General features: G+C 71.2%; 16 protein-coding genes, 1 other RNA gene and 1 pseudogene. 2 read left to right on the top strand and 16 right to left on the bottom strand.

Annotated elements, in window-relative coordinates:
• Positions 1-29 precede the first annotated feature (29 nt).
• The 16 genes and pseudogenes from ACIQHQ_RS03815 to ACIQHQ_RS03740 form a co-directional block, all read right to left on the bottom strand.
• The gene (locus ACIQHQ_RS03815) at positions 30-548 is read right to left on the bottom strand and encodes a hypothetical protein (RefSeq protein WP_402609750.1); all 519 of its coding nucleotides are present in this window, start codon (positions 546-548) and stop codon (positions 30-32) included.
• Entirely contained in the window at positions 515-1,792 is a 1,278-nt protein-coding gene (locus tag ACIQHQ_RS03810) for an MCE family protein (protein WP_402609748.1), read from the bottom strand. The genes ACIQHQ_RS03815 and ACIQHQ_RS03810 overlap by 34 nt, the downstream gene beginning before the upstream one ends.
• The gene (locus tag ACIQHQ_RS03805) at positions 1,789-3,102 is read right to left on the bottom strand and encodes an MCE family protein (protein WP_402609746.1); all 1,314 of its coding nucleotides are present in this window, start codon (positions 3,100-3,102) and stop codon (positions 1,789-1,791) included. The genes ACIQHQ_RS03810 and ACIQHQ_RS03805 overlap by 4 nt, the downstream gene beginning before the upstream one ends.
• Entirely contained in the window at positions 3,099-4,214 is a 1,116-nt protein-coding gene (locus ACIQHQ_RS03800) for an MCE family protein (protein ID WP_402609744.1), read from the bottom strand. The genes ACIQHQ_RS03805 and ACIQHQ_RS03800 overlap by 4 nt, the downstream gene beginning before the upstream one ends.
• The gene (locus tag ACIQHQ_RS03795; RefSeq protein ID WP_402609742.1) at positions 4,211-5,371 is read right to left on the bottom strand and encodes an MCE family protein; all 1,161 of its coding nucleotides are present in this window, start codon (positions 5,369-5,371) and stop codon (positions 4,211-4,213) included. Before ACIQHQ_RS03795 ends, ACIQHQ_RS03800 begins: the two co-directional genes overlap by 4 nt.
• The gene (locus ACIQHQ_RS03790; protein ID WP_402609740.1) at positions 5,368-6,405 is read right to left on the bottom strand and encodes an MCE family protein; all 1,038 of its coding nucleotides are present in this window, start codon (positions 6,403-6,405) and stop codon (positions 5,368-5,370) included. Before ACIQHQ_RS03790 ends, ACIQHQ_RS03795 begins: the two co-directional genes overlap by 4 nt.
• On the bottom strand, positions 6,402-7,643 hold the full coding sequence (locus ACIQHQ_RS03785) for an MCE family protein (RefSeq protein WP_402609738.1): 1,242 nt from the start codon (positions 7,641-7,643) through the stop codon (positions 6,402-6,404). The genes ACIQHQ_RS03790 and ACIQHQ_RS03785 overlap by 4 nt, the downstream gene beginning before the upstream one ends.
• An 8-nt stretch (positions 7,644-7,651) precedes the next feature.
• Positions 7,652-8,467, bottom strand: coding sequence for an ABC transporter permease (locus tag ACIQHQ_RS03780; RefSeq protein WP_150480530.1), 816 nt, complete (start codon positions 8,465-8,467; stop codon positions 7,652-7,654).
• A gap of 3 nt (positions 8,468-8,470) precedes the next feature.
• Positions 8,471-9,241, bottom strand: coding sequence for an ABC transporter permease (locus ACIQHQ_RS03775; RefSeq protein ID WP_010036858.1), 771 nt, complete (start codon positions 9,239-9,241; stop codon positions 8,471-8,473).
• A complete protein-coding gene (locus tag ACIQHQ_RS03770) occupies positions 9,238-10,167 on the bottom strand; it encodes an ABC transporter ATP-binding protein (RefSeq protein WP_402609735.1) in 930 nt (309 codons plus the stop codon). The genes ACIQHQ_RS03775 and ACIQHQ_RS03770 overlap by 4 nt, the downstream gene beginning before the upstream one ends.
• 158 nt (positions 10,168-10,325) lie before the next feature.
• Positions 10,326-11,447, bottom strand: a complete 1,122-nt coding sequence (locus tag ACIQHQ_RS03765; protein WP_402609733.1) for a sigma-70 family RNA polymerase sigma factor — start codon at positions 11,445-11,447, stop codon at positions 10,326-10,328.
• Positions 11,448-11,503: 56 nt separating this feature from the next.
• The gene (locus ACIQHQ_RS03760) at positions 11,504-12,526 is read right to left on the bottom strand and encodes a lytic transglycosylase domain-containing protein (RefSeq protein ID WP_402609731.1); all 1,023 of its coding nucleotides are present in this window, start codon (positions 12,524-12,526) and stop codon (positions 11,504-11,506) included.
• 370 nt (positions 12,527-12,896) lie between these two features.
• Positions 12,897-13,302, bottom strand: an RNA gene (gene rnpB / locus ACIQHQ_RS03755) — RNase P RNA component class A.
• A 115-nt stretch (positions 13,303-13,417) separates the two neighbouring features.
• Positions 13,418-14,134, bottom strand: a pseudogene (locus tag ACIQHQ_RS03750) (DMT family transporter); the annotation flags it as partial.
• Between the two features lie 83 nt (positions 14,135-14,217).
• Complete coding sequence (locus tag ACIQHQ_RS03745) at positions 14,218-15,045, bottom strand: AraC family transcriptional regulator (RefSeq protein ID WP_402609729.1); 828 nt, start codon at positions 15,043-15,045, stop codon at positions 14,218-14,220.
• A 25-nt stretch (positions 15,046-15,070) separates the two neighbouring features.
• Entirely contained in the window at positions 15,071-15,649 is a 579-nt protein-coding gene (locus ACIQHQ_RS03740; RefSeq protein ID WP_402609727.1) for a Uma2 family endonuclease, read from the bottom strand.
• 164 nt (positions 15,650-15,813) lie between these two features.
• Between ACIQHQ_RS03740 and ACIQHQ_RS03735 the strand changes: the two genes are divergently transcribed.
• Positions 15,814-16,569 (top strand): MerR family transcriptional regulator, encoded by a 756-nt coding sequence (locus ACIQHQ_RS03735; RefSeq protein ID WP_402609725.1) that lies wholly within the window; start codon positions 15,814-15,816, stop codon positions 16,567-16,569.
• Positions 16,566-17,144, top strand: coding sequence for a hypothetical protein (locus ACIQHQ_RS03730; RefSeq protein ID WP_402609723.1), 579 nt, complete (start codon positions 16,566-16,568; stop codon positions 17,142-17,144). Before ACIQHQ_RS03735 ends, ACIQHQ_RS03730 begins: the two co-directional genes overlap by 4 nt.
• Positions 17,145-17,178: the final 34 nt, after the last annotated feature.

Here is a 17,178-nt window from a genome sequence, read left to right as displayed (position 1 = left end):
GCTGGTCGGTCGGCGGATCGGCCCGTGGGTCAGCCGACGAACTCGACGTCGGACGTCAGCCAGCGGCCGTCCTTGTGCACGAGGTCGAGCTGAAGCCGGTACGTGCGCGCCTCCCCCTCGGGCGCGGCGGTGTTGGTCACCTTGCTGTCGGCGACCACCAGTACCCGGGCCGAGTCCTCGTCGGAGCGGACGATGCCCGCCTCCAGGACCTGGCCCTCCGACACGGACTTGTTGTGGGCCACCAGCTTCGTCAACTGGTCCGTCTGCGCGGTGAACTGCTTCTTGAACTCGCCGGTCGCGCCCGCCAGTACGTTCGCGCTGTCGCGGTCGTAGTGCCGGTAGTCGAGGGAGGTGAAGTTCAGCGCCGACTGGCGGGCGGCGGCCAGGATGCCCTGGCGTCGCTGGTCCGCCTCGCGCTGCTGGTAGAGGCCGAAGGCCAGCCAGAGCGTCAGTGCTGTGGTGACGACGGTCGCCGCGACGAGTCCCGCCGTCAGCACTCCGGGTCGCCCCGGCCTCATGCCACGGGGCCAACGAGCAGCCATTGCCATGACTCCTTTCCGAACACGGCCTGCTGGCCGCCCGTCGAGCCGATCTCGACGTTTGTTCCGTCCGGGCCGGTGGTGGTACCGGTCTCCGGGTCGTACGGGGTGACGTACGTCGCCTGGTCCGCGCCGCCGCCGGCGGGCGATGCGCCCGGGGCGTTCTGCGCGCCTCGTACCGACGACTGGCTGCCGCGCGGGAGCGTGCAGCGGGCGTCGGTGTTCGCCTCGCGGGTGCTGGTGTCCGCGGGGTCCCGGCGGGCCGTGCCGTACCCCTGGGTGCAGGCCGGCGGGTCGTCGGCGTTCAGGACCAGGCCGAAGTGGGTGGTGCCGTCGCCCGGGACGACCGTGTAGCTGCCCGCGACCATCAGCGGGAAGGTCACCAGGGCCTGTTCCACTCCAGGGAGGCGGGCCAGCGTGACCTGGCCGCCGCTGATCAGGTTGGCCAGCAGGACCGACAGCTGCGGCCCGGTCGACTTCAGCAGCGAGTTCAGCTCCTGCGCCGCCGGCCGCGCGTTGCCGATCAGCTTGCGCAGGTCCCCGTCGCTGGCTTTCAACTGGGCCGAGAGCGCCGCCAGATCACGCGCGAACGACTTGATGGACGAGCCCTGGTCGGCCTGTGTCTTCAGGACCTTGCGTGAGTCCTCGATCAGGGCGATCGTCTCCGGCAGCGCCTCGGACGCCGACTCGACCAGGGTGTTGCCCGAGTCCACCAGGCGGCTCAGGTTCGGCCCGGTACCGGCGAACGCCTTGCCCAGCTCGTCGATCGTGACGCCCAGATCGTCCTTGCCGACCGAGTTCACCAGGCGGTCCAGGCTGAGGACCATGTCCGTCGTCGACAGCGGCACCCGCGTGCTCTCGCGCGGGATCGTGCTGCCGTTCAGCAGGTACGGGCCGCGGGAGGTGCGGGGCTGGAGGTCGACGTACTGCTCGCCCACCGCGGAACGGTTCGCCACCACTGCCAGCGTGTCCGCCGGGATGCGCGGCGCCCCGTCCTCGATGTCGAGCGCGACCGAGACGCCGTCCGGGCCGCTCAGGCGCAGTGCGCCGACCTTGCCCACCGGCACCCCGCGATAGGTGACCTCGGCGCCGGGGAAGACGCCCCCGGAGTCCGCGAAGTCGGCCCGCACGGTGTAGCCGCGGTCCAGGACTTCGTCCACCAGGCCCGTGTACTCGGCGCCGACGTACGACACGCCTACGGCGGTGAGGGCGGTGAAGGCGATCAGTTGCGCCTTGACCGTACGGGTGATCACGGCTGGACCCCCTTCAGCATCAGTTCGGCGAGTGCGAGGTCGATCCCCTCGGGCCAGTCGCCCCCGGCGCGGTGGCCGCCGGAGCCGTAGCCGGCGGTGCACACCGGCGGGCACAGCGGGTCGTCGCCGCCCGAGGGGGCCGACGGGCGCGACGGCACGCTCGGACCGCTCGGCAGCGCGGTGGGCTTCGGCACGTCCGGGAGATCCGGTGCGTCCGGGAGATCCGGTACGTCCGGCAGGTCCGGCAGGTCCGGGGGCGCGGGAAGCTCCGGCACCTGAGTGTCCCCGCCGTTCCCGCCACCCGGCTCGTCCGTCAGGTTGCCGTAGATCCCGGCCAGATCGAGGTCCGCCGTGACGTGCAGGTTGACGTAGTCACCCTTGATGGCGTCCACCACGTTGCGCGGGAACGGGTACGTCGTCAGCAACTCCAGGGAGTTGGGCAGGTCGCTGCCCGCCTTGTTGAGCTGTCGCAGGATCGGCCGCAGCTGCTTGAGGTTGGCGACCGTGTCCTCGTGCGAGGCATTGATCACCTTGGTGCCGGTCTTGCCGAGCTTGGACAGGGCGGTGAGCATCCTCGTCAGGTCGCGGCGCTGGTCGGCCAGGACCTTCAGGGCGGGCGGCATCGTGTCGACGGCCTCGGCGATCGTCGTCTTCTCCTTGCCCAGCCGTTTGGCCAGCCGGTCGACGGCCTTCAGCGCGCGGACGATGTCCTGGCGCTGGTCGTCCAGACCGCCGATGAAGGTGTCGAGCTCCTTGAGCAGGGACCTGACCCTGTTCTCCCGGCCCTCCAGGGCCTTGTTCAGCTCCGTGGTGATCGTCTTGAGCTGGGCGACGCCGCCACCGTTGAGGAGGGCGGACAGCGCGGACAGCACCTCCTCGACCTCCGGGTTGCGGCCGCTGCGGGACAGGGGGATCACATCACCGTCGCGCAGCCGGCCGACCGGCGTGCCTTCCGGCGGCCCCGCCAGCGCCACGTACTTCTCGCCGAGCATGCTGGTCTGCCGCAGACCGGCGACGGCGTTGGCGGGCAGTTTCACCGAGTCGGCGACCCGGAGGCGGACCCTCGCGTGCCAGCCCTCCAGCTCCACCTTCTCCACCGCGCCCACGGTGACGTTGTCGACCTTGACCGCCGACTGCGGCACCAGGTCCAGGACGTCGCGGAACTCGACGGTGACGTGGTAGGCGTGACCGTCGGCGGCGGCTCCGCCGGGGAGCGGGACGTCGTACCAGCCGTTGATCTCGCAGCCGGACAGCAGCAGCGTCCCGACGGCCGCCCATGCGACGGTCCCGCCCTTGCGCAGGGGCCTCATGCGCGCGCCCCCAGGATTCCGCCGAGGGTGCGGTCGACCGTGCCGGTGCCCGAGGTGCTCCGGGGCACTTCGGGCAGGGAGTCGAAGAGGTCCCTCAGGTCCCCGCAGTCGGTCTTCTCCCCGGTCGTCTTCAGGATCGAGCACAGCAGAGCGGCCGGATCCTGCGGGTGGTCGGGGTTGTTGCGGGTGTCGAGGGTGCCGGCGGCGGGGTTGTAGGCGTTGTGCAGGTTCGACATACCCGTCGGCGCGACCTCCAGCAGCTCCTCCAGCGCCGCACGCTGGGTGACGAGCACCTTGGTCACCTTGCTCAGGCCCTCCACGTTCTTCGTCAGCGACTTCTTGTTCTTCTTCACGAAGGCGGACACGTCACCGAGGGCCGTGGCGAGGTGTTTCAGCGCCGCCGCCAGGTCCTTGCGCTCGCCCGCGAGCTGCTCGGCGACCTTGGCGAGGCTGCTGTTGAACGACCGCACGCTCTTGTCGTCCGCCGCCAGCGCCGCCGTGAACACCTGGAGGTTGCGGACCGTGCCGAACAGGTCCGTGCGGCCGTCGGAGAGAGTCGTGACCGCCTCCGAGAGGTCCCCGACCATCCGGTGGAGGTTCTCGCCCTGGCCGTCGAGGTTGTCGGCGCTGACGCCGAGCAGCCGTGACAGGGCGCCGTCCTTGTTGGCGCCCTCGGGGCCGAGCGCCTCGGCCGTGGTGTGCAGGCTGTCGAAGACGCGGTCCAGTTCGACCGGTACGGCCGTACGCGACTCGGGGATCTCGTCCCCGTCCCGCAGCACCGGGCCGCTCCGGTACACCGGCAGCAGCTGCACGTAACGGTCGCTGACCACCGAGGAGTTGATGATCGCGGCCTGCGCGTCCGCCGGGACCTTGTGGTCGGTGTCGTACTCCAGCTCCACCCGCACCCGGCCGCCCTCCGGCGTGATCTTCTTGACCTCGCCGATCCGCACGCCCAGCACGCGGACGTCCGAGCCGGGGTAGATGCCGACGGTGCGGGGGAAGTACGCCGTGACGCGGGCCGGCTCGGTCCGCGGCCACAGGACGTAGGTCAGCGCGGCGACCACGGCCAGGGCGGTCAGCAGGGCCAGGGGCTTCTTCCATCGGTTGCTCACCGCTCGCCTCCCGTCCGCGGCACGACCGGGGCGGCGACCAGGTTCTGGACGTAGGAGTCGAACCAGCGGCCGTTGCCGAGGGTGTTGGTGAAGACTCGTACGTAGGGGGCGAGGAGCTTGATGCTCCGCTCCAGGCCGGCTTGGTTGCGTTCGAGCATCTTCACCACGGTGTTGAGGCCCTTGAGCGCGGGCCCGATCTCCTTCTCGTTGTCCTGGACCAGGCCGGAGAGCTGGATGCCGAGCGCGGCGGAGGTCTTCAGCAGCTTGTGGATCGCCGCACGCCGCTTGCTGATCTCCTTGAACAGCTTGTCGCCGTCCTCGACCAGGGCGGTGAAGTCGCCCGACCGGTCGGCGAGTACGCCCGTCACGCCGTTCGCGTGGTCGAGGAGCTCCCCGAGGGCCTTGTCGCGCGAGGCCACCGTCCGGGAGATCCGCGACAGGCCCTTGATGGACTCCCGTACTTCGGAGGGCGAGTCCTCGAAGGTCGTCGAGATGGTGTCCAGCGCCTTGGCCAGCCGCTCGGTGTCGACTTTCTCCGTCGTGGTGGTGAGATCACTGAACGCCTGCACGACGTCGTACGCGGGGACGGTCCGCCGCAGCGGGATCTCGCTGCCGGGCTCCAGGCGGCCTTGTCCCTTGGGGTGCAGGGCGAGGTACTTCGCGCCGAGGATCGTCTTGACCCGGATCGACGCGCCGGTCTCGGTGCCGAACCCCGGCTCGTCCTTGATCTTGAAGGTGACTTTGACGTGGTCGCCGTCCAGGCCGACCTCCTCGACCTTGCCGACCTTGACCCCGGCGATCCGCACCTCGTCGCCCGGCTTGAGACCGCCCGCCTCCGCGAAGGCGGCGCTGTACGTCTCGCCGTCGCCGATCACCGGCAGGCGGTCGGCGTTGAACGCGGCCACGGTCAGCAGCGCGAGGACGGTGAGTCCGACGGCGCCGATGACGACGGGGTTCCGCTCCCGGAAGGGGCCGAGGCGCGGACGGCGCAGCCGTATCCCCGGCAGCTTCGGCAGGTCGACCCGGACCTTGACCAGCGGCTGCGGACGCGGCCTGCGGCGCGGCAGGAGCCGTACCCTCGGCAGCCGTACGCGCGGCAGCTTCGGCGGTTCCACCCGCACCTTGACCAGCGGCTCCGGGCGGCGCTTGCGGCTCATGCCCCACACCTCGCCCTCGCCACGTGCATCTCGGGCGTGAGCACCTGCTTCGTCTTCGGCAGCACGATCCGGCCGTCGAAGTCGCACAGGTAGAAGTTGAACCACGAGCCGTAGGACGCCGTCCCCGTCAGCTCGTTGAGCTTGTTCGGCAGCCTCTTCAGCACGCCCTCCACGGTCTTCTCGTTGTCGTTCAGCGTCCCGGTGAGGTCGGTCAGCTCCGCGATGTCGTCCTTCAGCGGCGGACGCGCGTCCTTCAGCAGGCCCGAGGTGGCCTCCGTCAGATCACCGATGCTCACCAGCGACTCCCCGATGGGCTTGCGGTCGGCGGACAGGCCCGAGATGACCCGGCGCAGCTGCTTGAGCAGTCCGGAGAAGCGGGCGCCACGCTTGTCGAGCGTCTTCAGCACGGTGTTGAGGTTGTCGATCACCGAGCCGATCAGCTTGTCGCGGCCGGCCAGCGTCGTGGTGAGCGACGCCGTGTGCGTCAGCAGGCTGTTGACGGTTCCGCCTTCGCCCTGAAGGGTCTTGATGATCTCGGTGGCGAGCTGGTTGACGTCCTTCGGGCTGAGCGCGGCGAACAGCGGCTTGAAGCCGTTCAGCAGCGCGTTCAGGTCGAGGGCGGGCTGGGTGCGGGCGAGCGGGATGGTGCCGCCGGGGCGCAGCCGGGTGCCGTCGCCGGCGCCCTCGGTCAGCGCGACGTAGCGCTGACCGACCAGGTTGCGGTAGCGGATGACGGCGCCGGTGCTGGTGAGCAGCGGCCGGTCCCGGCTGACCGTGAAGGTGACCTCGGCCAGCGTCCGGTCCTTGATCCGGATGCCCTCGACCTCGCCGACCCGCACTCCGGCCACCCGGATGTCGTCGCCCTCCTCCAGGCCGGTGACGTCGCTGAAGACCGCGCGGTACTCGTGCTCGGGGGTGAAGGAGATGTTCACGATGGTGGCGGCGAGCAGCGCCGTCGCCACCATCGTCACCAGCGCGAAGAGACTGAACTTGATCAGGGGGGCGGCGGTCTGCCGGGCTCCTGCGGTGCTCATGCGACGCTCACCGCCGTCCCGCGCGCCATCGGCCCGAACAGCAGCGTCGCGACCGGCGGCACCTCGTCCGCGGGCACGCCCAGCACCGGCGCCACGAGCGAGCCGACGGCCCGCTGCTCGGCCCGGGTGGCGGAGACGCCGAGCGGACCGCCCGAGGCCGGATTAGCCTTCTTCGAACCGTCGTCGAGGTGGGCGCCGGGCGCCGGCACCGGAGGATGCGGCAGCTCACGGCAGTCGGGGCCGGACCGCTCGCCGTAACGTGGTTCCTCACCCGGTTCGTACGCGCCCTGCGCCCGTACGACCTCCAGCGTGATGTGCATCTTTCCGCCCCGGAACGCCTCCTCGGACGCCTTGTCCTGCCGGACCAGGCCGGCCAGCAGACAGGGGTACTGCGGGGAGTAACGGGCGAACAGCTCCAGCGTGGGGCGGGAGACCCGGCCGAGGGTGATCAGCCGGTCGCCGTTCGCGTCGAGGAAGTCCTCGGCGGTGCCCGCGACAGTCGCCGTGGTCGTCAGCGCCGCCGCCAGCCGGTCCTTCTCCTCGACGATCGTGCGGCTGGTGGTGACGGTGTTGCGCAGGATCTCCATCAGGTCGGGCGCGGCGTCGCCGTAGACCTCGGCGACGTCGGCGAAGCGTGCGATGTCCTCTTTCAGGGACGGCAGGTGCGGATTGAGGCGGCGCAGATAGGCCTCCACTCGCGTGAGGTTGTCGCCGATCCGGTCGCCGCGTCCCTCCAGGGCGGTGGCGAACGCGGAGAGCGTGGCGTTGAGCTTGCCGGGCTGGACCGTCCGCAGCAGGGGCAGCAGGTCGTTCATCAGCTGCTGGACCTCGATGCCGACGCGGGTCCGGTCCTGGGTGATGACGTCCCCGGCGCGGATGGGTCGGCCGGACGAGCCGGCGGGCGGGACCAGGTCGACGTACTTCTCGCCGAACAGCGTCTTGGGCAGCAGGCGGGCGTGCACGTCGGACGGGATCGCGGCGACGTGCTCCGGCTTGAGCGCGATGTCGAGCGTCGCCTTCGTCCCGTCGGCCCGCACCTCGCGCACCTCGCCGACCAGCAGCCCGCGCAGCTTGACGTCGGCACGCGGATCGAGCTGGTTGCCGAGGCTGTCGGCCTCCAGCGTGATCCGCACGACCGGCGTGAACACCTGCCGGTAGACGGCGACGGACAGGGACAGCAGCAACGCGAGCACGGCGATGAAGACGACGCCGTACAACCGCAGTCTCAGCACCCTCATACGGCGGCTCACCCCGCGATCCGTACGGTCGTGCTGGCGCCCCAGATCGCCAGCGACAGGAAGAAGTCCAGGACGTTGATCGCCACGATCGAGGTCCGCACCGCACGGCCCACCGCGACGCCGACGCCCGCCGGGCCGCCGCTCGCGTAGTAGCCGTAGAAGCAGTGCACCAGGATGATCAGGACGGCGAAGACCAGCACCTTCCCGAAGGACCACAGCACGTCCACCGGGGGCAGGTACTGCTGGAAGTAGTGGTCGTAGGTGCCCGTGGACTGCCCGTAGTAGCCGGTGGTGATGGTGCGGGCGGCCAGGTACGAGGACAGCAGGCCGATCACGTAGAGCGGGACGACGGCCACGAACCCGGCGATCATCCGCGTCGTCACGAGAAACGGCAGCGAGGGCACGCCCATGACCTCCAGCGCGTCGGTCTCCTCGCTGATCCGCATCGCGCCGAGCTGGGCGGTGAACCCGGCGCCGACGGTCGCGGAGAGCGCGAGCCCGGCCACCAGCGGGGCGATCTCACGGGTGTTGAAGTACGCCGAGAGGAACGCCACGAAGTTGGAGGTGCCGAGCTGGTTGAGCGCGGCGTACCCCTGCAACCCCACTTCCGTGCCGGTGAAGAACGACAGGAAGGCGATCACGCCGACCGTGCCGCCCACGACGGCGAGCGCGCCCCGGCCGAAGCTCACCTCCGCGAGCAGTCGCAGGATCTCCTTCTTGTAGCGGCGCAGGGTGCGCCCCGTCCACGCCAGCGAGCGGCCGTAGAAGGAGAGCTGGGTGCCCAGGGCCTCTAGGGACTTCAGTGGGCGGTCGATGAGTCTCATCGGCTAACCCCTTTGGGGGACGACCTGGAAGTACACCGCGGTCATCACGAAGTTGGTCACGAACAGCAACATGAAGGTGATCACCACCGACTGGTTCACCGCGTCGCCCACACCCTTGGGTCCGCCCTTCGCGGTCAGTCCCTTGTAGGAGGCGACGATCCCGGCGATCGCGCCGAACACCAGCGCCTTGACCTCGGCCGCCCACAGGTCGGAGAGCTGGGCGAGCGTGGTGAAGGAGGCCAGGTAGGCGCCCGGGGTGCCGTTCTGGAGAACGACGTTGAAGAAGTAGCCGCCCGCCACGCCGACCACCGACACCAGGCCGTTGAGCAGCACCGCCACCAGCATCGACGCCAGCACGCGGGGGACGACCAGCCGGTGGATGGGGTCGATGCCCAGCACCTGCATCGCGTCGATCTCGTCGCGGATCTTCCGCGCCCCGAGGTCGGCGCAGATCGCCGTGCCACCGGCGCCCGCGATCAGCAGCGCGGTGACGATCGGCGAGGCCTCGCGCAGCACGGCGAGCACGGAGGCGGCCCCGGAGAAGGACTGGGCGCCCAACTGCCGGGTGAGGCTGCCGATCTGGAGCGCGATGACCGCCCCGAACGGAATGGAGACCAGGGCCGTCGGCAGGATGGTGACACTCGCGACGAACCACGTCTGCTGGATGAACTCCCGTGCCTGGAAAGGCCGTCGGGGAATCGTCCGGACGACGTCCAGCGCCATCGCGAAGAGGCTGCCCGAGTGCCGCAGCGCTCCCACCGGTGACAGGCTCACGCGCCGGCCACCTCCTTCCGGTGGAGCGCCGCCTCACGCCGGGCGATGGCCTCCCAGCGGGGTGGCCGGTCGATGCCCGGCCCCGGCAGCAGGCGGGGAGCCGGCGCCTGAACACCCGCGCTGTCGTCGATCTGCGCGAGCTCCTGCTCGACCTGGGCGGCGTCCTTCTCCTCCGCCATGCCGATCGGTCCCTGCATCCGGCCGTTCAGGAACTGCCGTACGACGGGCTCGTCGCTGGCCAGCAGCTCCTCGCGCGGCCCGAACATCACCAGCTCGCGACGGAACAGCAGCCCGATGTTGTCCGGCACCTGGCGGGCGGAGGCGATGTCGTGCGTGACGATCAGGAAGGTCGCGTCGATCTGGGCGTTGAGGTCGACGATGAGCTGGTTGAGGTAGGCCACGCGGACCGGGTCGAGGCCCGAGTCGGGTTCGTCGAAGAGGATGATCTCCGGGTCGAGGACGAGGGCCCGGGCCAGCCCGGCGCGCTTGCGCATCCCGCCGGAGATCTCGCCGGGCAGCTTCCCCTCCGCGCCGATCAGCCCGACCATGTCCATCTTCTCCAGCACGATGCGCCGGATGTCGCTCTCGGACTTGCGGGTGTGCTCGCGCAGCGGGAAGGCGATGTTGTCGTACAGGTTCATCGAGCCGAACAGCGCGCCGTCCTGGAACAGCACGCCGAAGAGCTTGCGCACCTCGTACAGGTCGTGCTCGCGGAGCTTGGTGATGTCCCGGCCCTGGATCGTGATGGAGCCACGCTCCGGCTTGAGCAGACCGACGAGCGTCTTGAGGAACACCGACTTGCCCGTGCCGGAGGGGCCGAGCATGACCGAGACCTCCCCGGCGGGCAGCGTCAGCGAGACGTCCTGCCAGATGACCTGGTGACCGAAGGACTTGGTCAGCCCTTCCACACAGATCTCGACACCCATCCGGTCCACCCTTCAGCCCGTGGGGCAGTGCCCCTGGAGCAGCTCTGACATCTGCTCTACGGGGAGGGGCCGGGCGTCCGTCGCTCAAGTGGCGGATTTTTTTCGAGCGGGTTTCCGGGCGGGTTTCCGGGCGCTACGGGAGTGGGTTTCCGGGAGCGCTACGGGAGTGGGCGCACGGTGGGGTCGGACAGGGAGGCGGAGGGTGTGGCGGGAGCCTCCGGGGCCTGCGGGATGGCCGCCCGGCCGGTCGGCACGGCGGAGGGCTCCACCGGCAGCTCGGGAACGTCGGGCCTCGGTATCTCGGGCAGCTGAGGGACCTCGGGCGCGGACAGCGAGGGGAGCGGCGACACGGGGATGCCCGGCACGTCCGGAACATCCGGGACCTCCGGCAGCGACGGCACGGACGGCACCGACGGCACCGACGGCACCGACGGCACGGACAGCGGGGTGAACGATGCGCCGGCGGGGGCATCGACCGCGCCGCGCTCGGCCGGCACAGCCGCGGGCCCCTCCCCCTGAGGCGTACGATTCCCGCCACCGCCGTCCTGCCGCAACGTCTCCGCGTCCGGCGAGGCGACCGCGGGCCGAGGCGCCGTACCGCCCCCACCTCCGCCGCCGTCGAGGGCGTACGGCAGCACGAACCCCGCCACCGCCAGGGACGCCGCCGTCGAGGCGACCGCCACGGCCTGTCCCCTGCCGACTCCGCGCGGCCGTCCCCAGCCGATCAGGAACAGCGCGAACCCGAGCGTGGCGGCCAGCGACTGCCGCAGCGTCCGCCGGGCGCGGGCCAGCAGCGACTCGACGGTCCGGTAGCTCAGCCCCATCCGGACGGCGACCTGGCCGACGTCCAGGTCCTGCGACTTCAGCCGCAGCGCCTCGGCCTGCCGGACGGGCAGCTCACCACTGCGCACCGCCAGCCACTTCGCCTCGGCCCGGTCGCACACCGCCTCCTCGACGGGCACCGGGCCGGGGACGATGAGCGTCGGGCTGATACGCACCTCGGCTTCGCGGTTCACCTGCCGGTAGCGGTCGACGCACAGCCGCATCGTCACCGTCGTCAGCCAGGCCGCCAGCCGCTCGTCGTCCAGGTCGGGGCGCTCCGCGGCGCGCAGCATCGCCTCGTGCACCGCGTCCTCGGCGTCCTCCGCACTCATCGACCTGCGCCGGGCCACCTTGAGCAAGTGCTCGCGGTGGCTCCACATGCGCCGCCAACGCTCGTCGGCGGCGCGCCTCTCCGCAGGTGTCTCTGCGGGCATGTCCGCAGGCATGTCCGTCGCCATGAGGGCCCCTTCGCGCTCACCCACCGGTCTCGTGCTGTCCGGCGGGTGGGGCGACATTACCGCCGAGTATCGGCGGTTGTGGAGGGGGAGGCGGCCATCGAGTCCCCGCTGTTACTGGTCAGTGGGGCGTCGCTGGGCAGCACGTCGTCGCCGGGGAGCTCGATGTCCGGGTCGGGGACGGGGAGTTGCGGCTCCTGCGTCTCCGGGGGCTCGGTGGCCGGACGGGACGGGGTGGGGGCCGGTGAGGCGGGGGCCGACGACGGGCGGGGCGGGACGGCGGTCGGACGCCCGGAGGGGGTGGGTGCGGCTCGTTCCGGCTTCGAGGGCGATCGTGACGGCTCGGAGCGCGCGGAGGAGGACCCGGCCGAGCGGTCCGGCACCACCCGGTGCCCTTCCAGGAAGTACGCGTACCAGGCCCGGACCGTGCGCAGGTAGGCCGCCGAGTGGTTGTAGCCCAGGATCGCCCGGTCCAGCTCGGCGGGAACGGAAAGATCCCGCCGGCCCGCACACAGGTACCGTCCGGCGGCGAGTGCCGCGTCGAAGACGTTGTTCGGATCCCTACGCCCGTCGCTGTTGCCGTCCGCGCCCCAGCGGGCCCAGGTCGACGGAATGAACTGCATCGGCCCGACCGCGCGGTCGTACGCCGTGTCCCCGTCGTGGGCGCCGCCGTCGGTGTCCCGGATCAGCGCGAAGGCCACGCCGTCCAGCCGCGGCCCGAGGATCGGCGCCACGGTCGTACCGTCCGAGGTGACCCTGCCGCCCCGCGCCTGTCCCGACTCCACCTGCCCGATCGCCGCCAGCAACTGCCAGCGCAGCCGGCAGCTTGGCGCCTCACGCGCGAGCCGGTCCTCGGCCCGCCGATAGGCGGCGAACACACTCGCCGGCAGCGCGCCGCCCACTTCCTCCTCCGCCGCCGGGCCGCCCGCGCGCTTACCGGTCCGCAGCGGCGGCAGCTCGGTCCGGTACGGGGCGTCGCCGGACACGCTCGGTCCGACCTCGGCGGGTGCCTGCCTGGGCGCCGGTGCCACGGCCCGCGCCGGAACCGCCCCCGGCGCCTGCGACGCGGTGAGCGCCGCCATCGCCACCACTGCGGCCGCCGCACCTCTGACACGTCTGCCCCTGTGCCCTGCCACGTCCTGCTCCCCTCCCTGTGAGCTTTCTGTCGTTAGCTCTACGGGGGTGGGGGGCGGGTCCGTCGCGGGGTTTTGCGCACGTTGCCGCTACGGAGGTTTCCGCAGGCGGGTGACGAGGGGCTGGGCCGCTCCGCAAAGGTCCGGCACGTTCAAGGGCTCGCCCTGCGGCAGCACGGCTGGAATCCCTACGCGCAGGCCGCCTCGTCGCCGTGGACGCGTGTGCCGTACCACGCGGTGCGGCGGCCCGGGCTGGTGGAGAAGGTGGAGAAGCTCACCGCCAGTGAACAAGGCCCGCGCGCAAGGCCGCGGGCAGCGGCAGACGAGTCGGGCTGTACGCCGGGTTCTGTCACCCGGTCGCCTCGCGGCGGCCGGGGAGACGGCCATCCATCTAGGACCGGTGTTGCCACCGGCCTCGTGCGGTCTACCCGCGGACTCGGGCGGGCAGCCCTCGATCGTCCGCGCAGAGACACCGAGGTGTCTCCTCTTGACCTTGCTCCGGGTGGGGTTTACCTAGCTGCCCAGGTCACCCTGGGCACTGGTGGTCTCTTACACCACCGTTTCACCCTTACCGAGGACCGAGGTCCCCGGCGGTCTGCTTTCTGTGGCACTGTCCCGCGGGTCACCCCGGGTGGCCGTTAGCCACCACCCTGCCCTGTGGAGCCCGGACGTTCCTCGGGAAGCTCCCCGTCAGGGGGACTCCACGCGGCCGTCCGCCCGGCTCGTCTGCCGTGTGGACCATGGTACCCGGGGGACGTCCCTCTTCGGTCCCGCGGCCGTCGCCAGCACCGAGCCCGCCAGGATCAGGGTGAAGGCGACCCCAATCCCCAGGGTCAGCTGCTCGTCCAGGAAGAGCGCGCCTGCGGCGACCGCCACCGCCGGGTTGACGTACGTGATCACTCCGGCCCGGGTCGGGCCGATCTCCTTGATCAGCTCCAGGAAGGCAACGAACGCGATCGCGGTGCAGACGATGCCGAGGCCGGCGAGGGCGGCCAGGACGTCGGCCGAGGGCATGGCGGCGGGCCGGGTGAGGTATGCGGCCGGGGCGTAGACGACGGCGGCGAACGTGAGGCAGGGGGTGATCAGCTGGAGGGTCGGGACGTCCTTGAGGTGCCGGGCGGCTATCAGCGGGGCGGTGGCGTAACCGACGACCGTCACCAGCACCTCGGCCATCGACAGGGCGTCGCCGCCGGTGAGGTGCGGCAGAGTCAGGACGGTGACGCCCGCGAGGCCGAGGGCCAGGCCCGTGATGCGGCGGGCGCCCACCCGCTCCTCCGCGCCGAAGAAGCGGGCCAGGAGGACGGCGACGATCGGCACGCCCGCGATGAGGAGTCCGGCGGTGGAGCTGGACAGATGGCGTTCGGCGTCGGTCAGGGTCCACCAGGGGCCGACGATCTCGATGACGGCGAAGGCCAGCATCGGCTTCCAGTGGGCCCGGACGGTACGGCCGAGGCCGCCCTGGCGCAGGGCGAAGGGGAGCAGGAGTGCGGCGCCGAGGGCGCAGCGTGTGAACACCACCATGGACGGGGACAGGTCCTCCACCGCTACCTTGATCATCAGGTAGGGGACGCCCCAGACCACTCCCATCAGGGAGAACAGGAACCAGCCGCGTGCAGTCATGAGGGTGAGTCTCGGCCGTCTCACCCCACGGCGTCTTGAACGCTGTTGCGGTACGCCGCCGGGGTCACGCCCAGCACCCGGCGGAACCAGCGGGTGAGGTGCGCCTGGTCGGCGAAGCCGACGAGCACGGCGACCTCGGCGGGGCGCAGTCCGGCTTCCAGGAGGCGGCGGGCCCTGGCCACCCGGTGCTGGGCGAGCCAGGCGTAGGGCGGTACGCCCATGGTCGTGCGGAAGGCGCGCAGGAGCTGGTAGCGGGAGAGGCCCAGGTCGGTGGCGAGGGAGGCCAGGGAGGGAGGCTCCAGCAGTTCGTCGGCCAGGCGGTCGCGTACGGTCCTGGCGATGCCGTCGGCGCCGGTCACGGTGTCGCTCGTCGCCCGGGCCGTGGAATGGCGGCGAGCCAGGGCCGTCAGCAGCCAGGGGAGCCGGGACTCCGCCTCTAGAGGATCGGGGCAGGCGCTGATGTCGGTGTGGGCGGCGCGCAGGGCCGCCGCCAGTTCCGGGTCCTCGAGGACGGGGTCTCGGAAGTGCGGGAGGCCGCCGACGGTGCCGTCGGTGAGGAGGGCCGGCTCGGCGTAGAGGGCCTGGTAGGCGTAGCCGTCGCAGGCGGCCGGGCCGCCGGTGTGCATCTCGCCGGGCTCCAGGACGACGATCGAGCCGGGGTAGGAGTGGATGTGCCCGCCCCGGTACGCGATGACCTCCGAGCCGCCGACCGTGACGCCGATGGTGAACTCGTCGTGGGCGTGGGGCGCGTAGACGTGCTGGTCGAAGTGGGCGGTGAGGAGGTCGAGGGGCGGGCCGGCGCGGCCGAGTCGTGCCCTTGTCCATCGCGCCTGTTCCCGTATCCCCATGTCGCCCACCCCCGCCCACAGGGGATCAGAGGAGGTCGGCCGTGTCCAGGTCGAAGGCGAACGGTTCCGGAAGAGCGATGGGCTTGCCGAAGGGGCGGGCGCAGTGCTCGCGGTAGTCGTCGTCCTTCGGCTCGCTGAACACCGTGACTTGCGCCGTGTCCCGGTCGACGAGCAGATAGAGCGGGATGCCCGCGCGGGCGTAGCAACGACGTTTGGCCTCGCGGTCGGCCTGCGGCTTGGTGGAGGTCACCTCCATCACCATGGCGACGCCGTCGCAGGGCATCCAGGAGCCAACCCCGCCGAACAAGTCGAGCCGGAGGGGGCCGAAGGTGACGTCGGGAACCAAGTGGTTCTTGGGGCAGACGCCGCCGCGTGTCAGCTTCAGCCCTTTGTTCCCGGAGAAGTCCATGTCGGTCCGGGACTGCTTGATCACCTGCCTCACGATCCTGCTGATGTACTTCTCGTGATCCCCGTCCGGCGGCGGCGTCACAACGATCTCCCCCTCGATCAGCTCGGCCCGGAAGCCCTCCGGCGTGTCCAGGGCGAGGAAGCCCTCCAGCAGGACGTCTTCCTGCGAGAGCGGCTCGTGGGCCATGGCAGTCATGTCACGCCCCTCCTTCTGTCGCCCGCCAGACTGGGACATCGCCGAACCACCCGTCCGTGAGATCGCGAACCGTTCCCTCGATCGTGGCACACGATCGCGGCCCCCGTGAGAAGGCCGGACGGCTCGCTTGACCCTGCCGCAGCGTCAACGTCTTCACTGGTGGCATGCGGATCGGAGAACTCGCCACGGTCGTCGGCGTCACCACGCGGGCCGTGCGGCATTACCACCATCTGGGGCTGTTGCCCGAGCCGGAGCGGCGGGCCAACGGGTATCGGGAGTACGGGTTGCGGCATGCCGTCGTGCTGGCGCGGATCCGGCGGCTGACCGAGCTGGGGCTGGGGCTCGCGGAGGTGCGGGACGTGCTCGCGGACGATGCCGGGAAGGACCTCGTCGAGGTGCTGACCGAGCTGGACGAGGATCTGGCGCGGCAGGAGGAGGCACTGCGGGAGCGGCGGGCGCGGTTGCGGGCCCTGCTGGACGCGGAGGGCGGGGTGCCCGCCGAGGGTCCGGTGTCGCCCGAGCTGGCCGCGCTGTTCGCCGGGACGGCGCATCTGTCGGACTCGCCCATGGCCGCCAAGGACCGCGAGATCATCGCGTTCCTGGAGACCGCCATGCCGGCCGGGGAGCGTCGGCGGCTGGTGTCGTCGGTGGGTGAGGCGCTGGGGAGTCCGGGAGCGCTCTCGCGGGCCGGTGAGGCGTACGCGCTGCTCGACGCGCTCGTCGACGCCGAGCCGGACGATCCGCGCGTCGCCGCGGCGGCCCGGGTGCTCGCCGACTGTATCCCCACGACGCTGTTCCCGGGGGGCGGTGAGCTCGATCCGCACGACGGCGTCCTGCGCGCGTTCTACGACGATCTGGCCCCGGCCCAGGCGGAGGCGGTCCGCCGTGCGCTGCGGATCCTCGCCGAGGAGCGGCGGTGAGAGCCGGGTGGCTGCTGGCCCGGCACGAGGTGCGGTTGCTCGGGAGCCTCGCGCTGTGGGTGGTGCGGCGTACGCACGGCACGAAAAGCGGGTCGGCTTTCGGGTACGCGCGTGGGCAGGGCGCGATGACGGCCGGGTTCGCCTTCGTGTGCCTGGTCGAGACGGTCGCGTTGTCCGTGTTGTTGCGGCAGTGGCCCGCCGTGCACGCGGCGGTTCTCTTCCTGGACGTGTACACGGTCGTGTTCGTGGTCGCGCTGCACGCCTCGTCGGTCGTACGTCCGCATGTGCTGCACGTGGAGGGCGGCTCGCTGCGGATACGGCGGTACGTCCATGTCGATCTGTGCGTGCCGCTGGAGCGGATCGCCTCGGTGCGGCGCGAGCTGCGGATGACGCACGAGCGGGCCGAGGACGAGCTGGACGTCGAGGTGGGGTCGCGGACCACCGTCACGCTCACGCTGACCGAACCGGTCACGCACGTCACCTTTCTCGGGCGGCGTCGCGAGGTGCGGCTCGTGCGCTTCCACGCCGACGACGCCGACGGTCTGGTCCGTGCCCTGGGCCGGGCGCGCGTCTGAGCTCCCACCACGTCCCCGTACGCTGTCGGCGGAG

The sequence above is a fragment of the Streptomyces sp. NPDC092370 genome, assembly GCF_044755265.1.
GTDB lineage: Bacteria > Actinomycetota > Actinomycetes > Streptomycetales > Streptomycetaceae > Streptomyces.
Note: the sequence above shows the minus strand (reverse complement) of the source record. Positions and strands in the feature narration are given on the sequence as shown.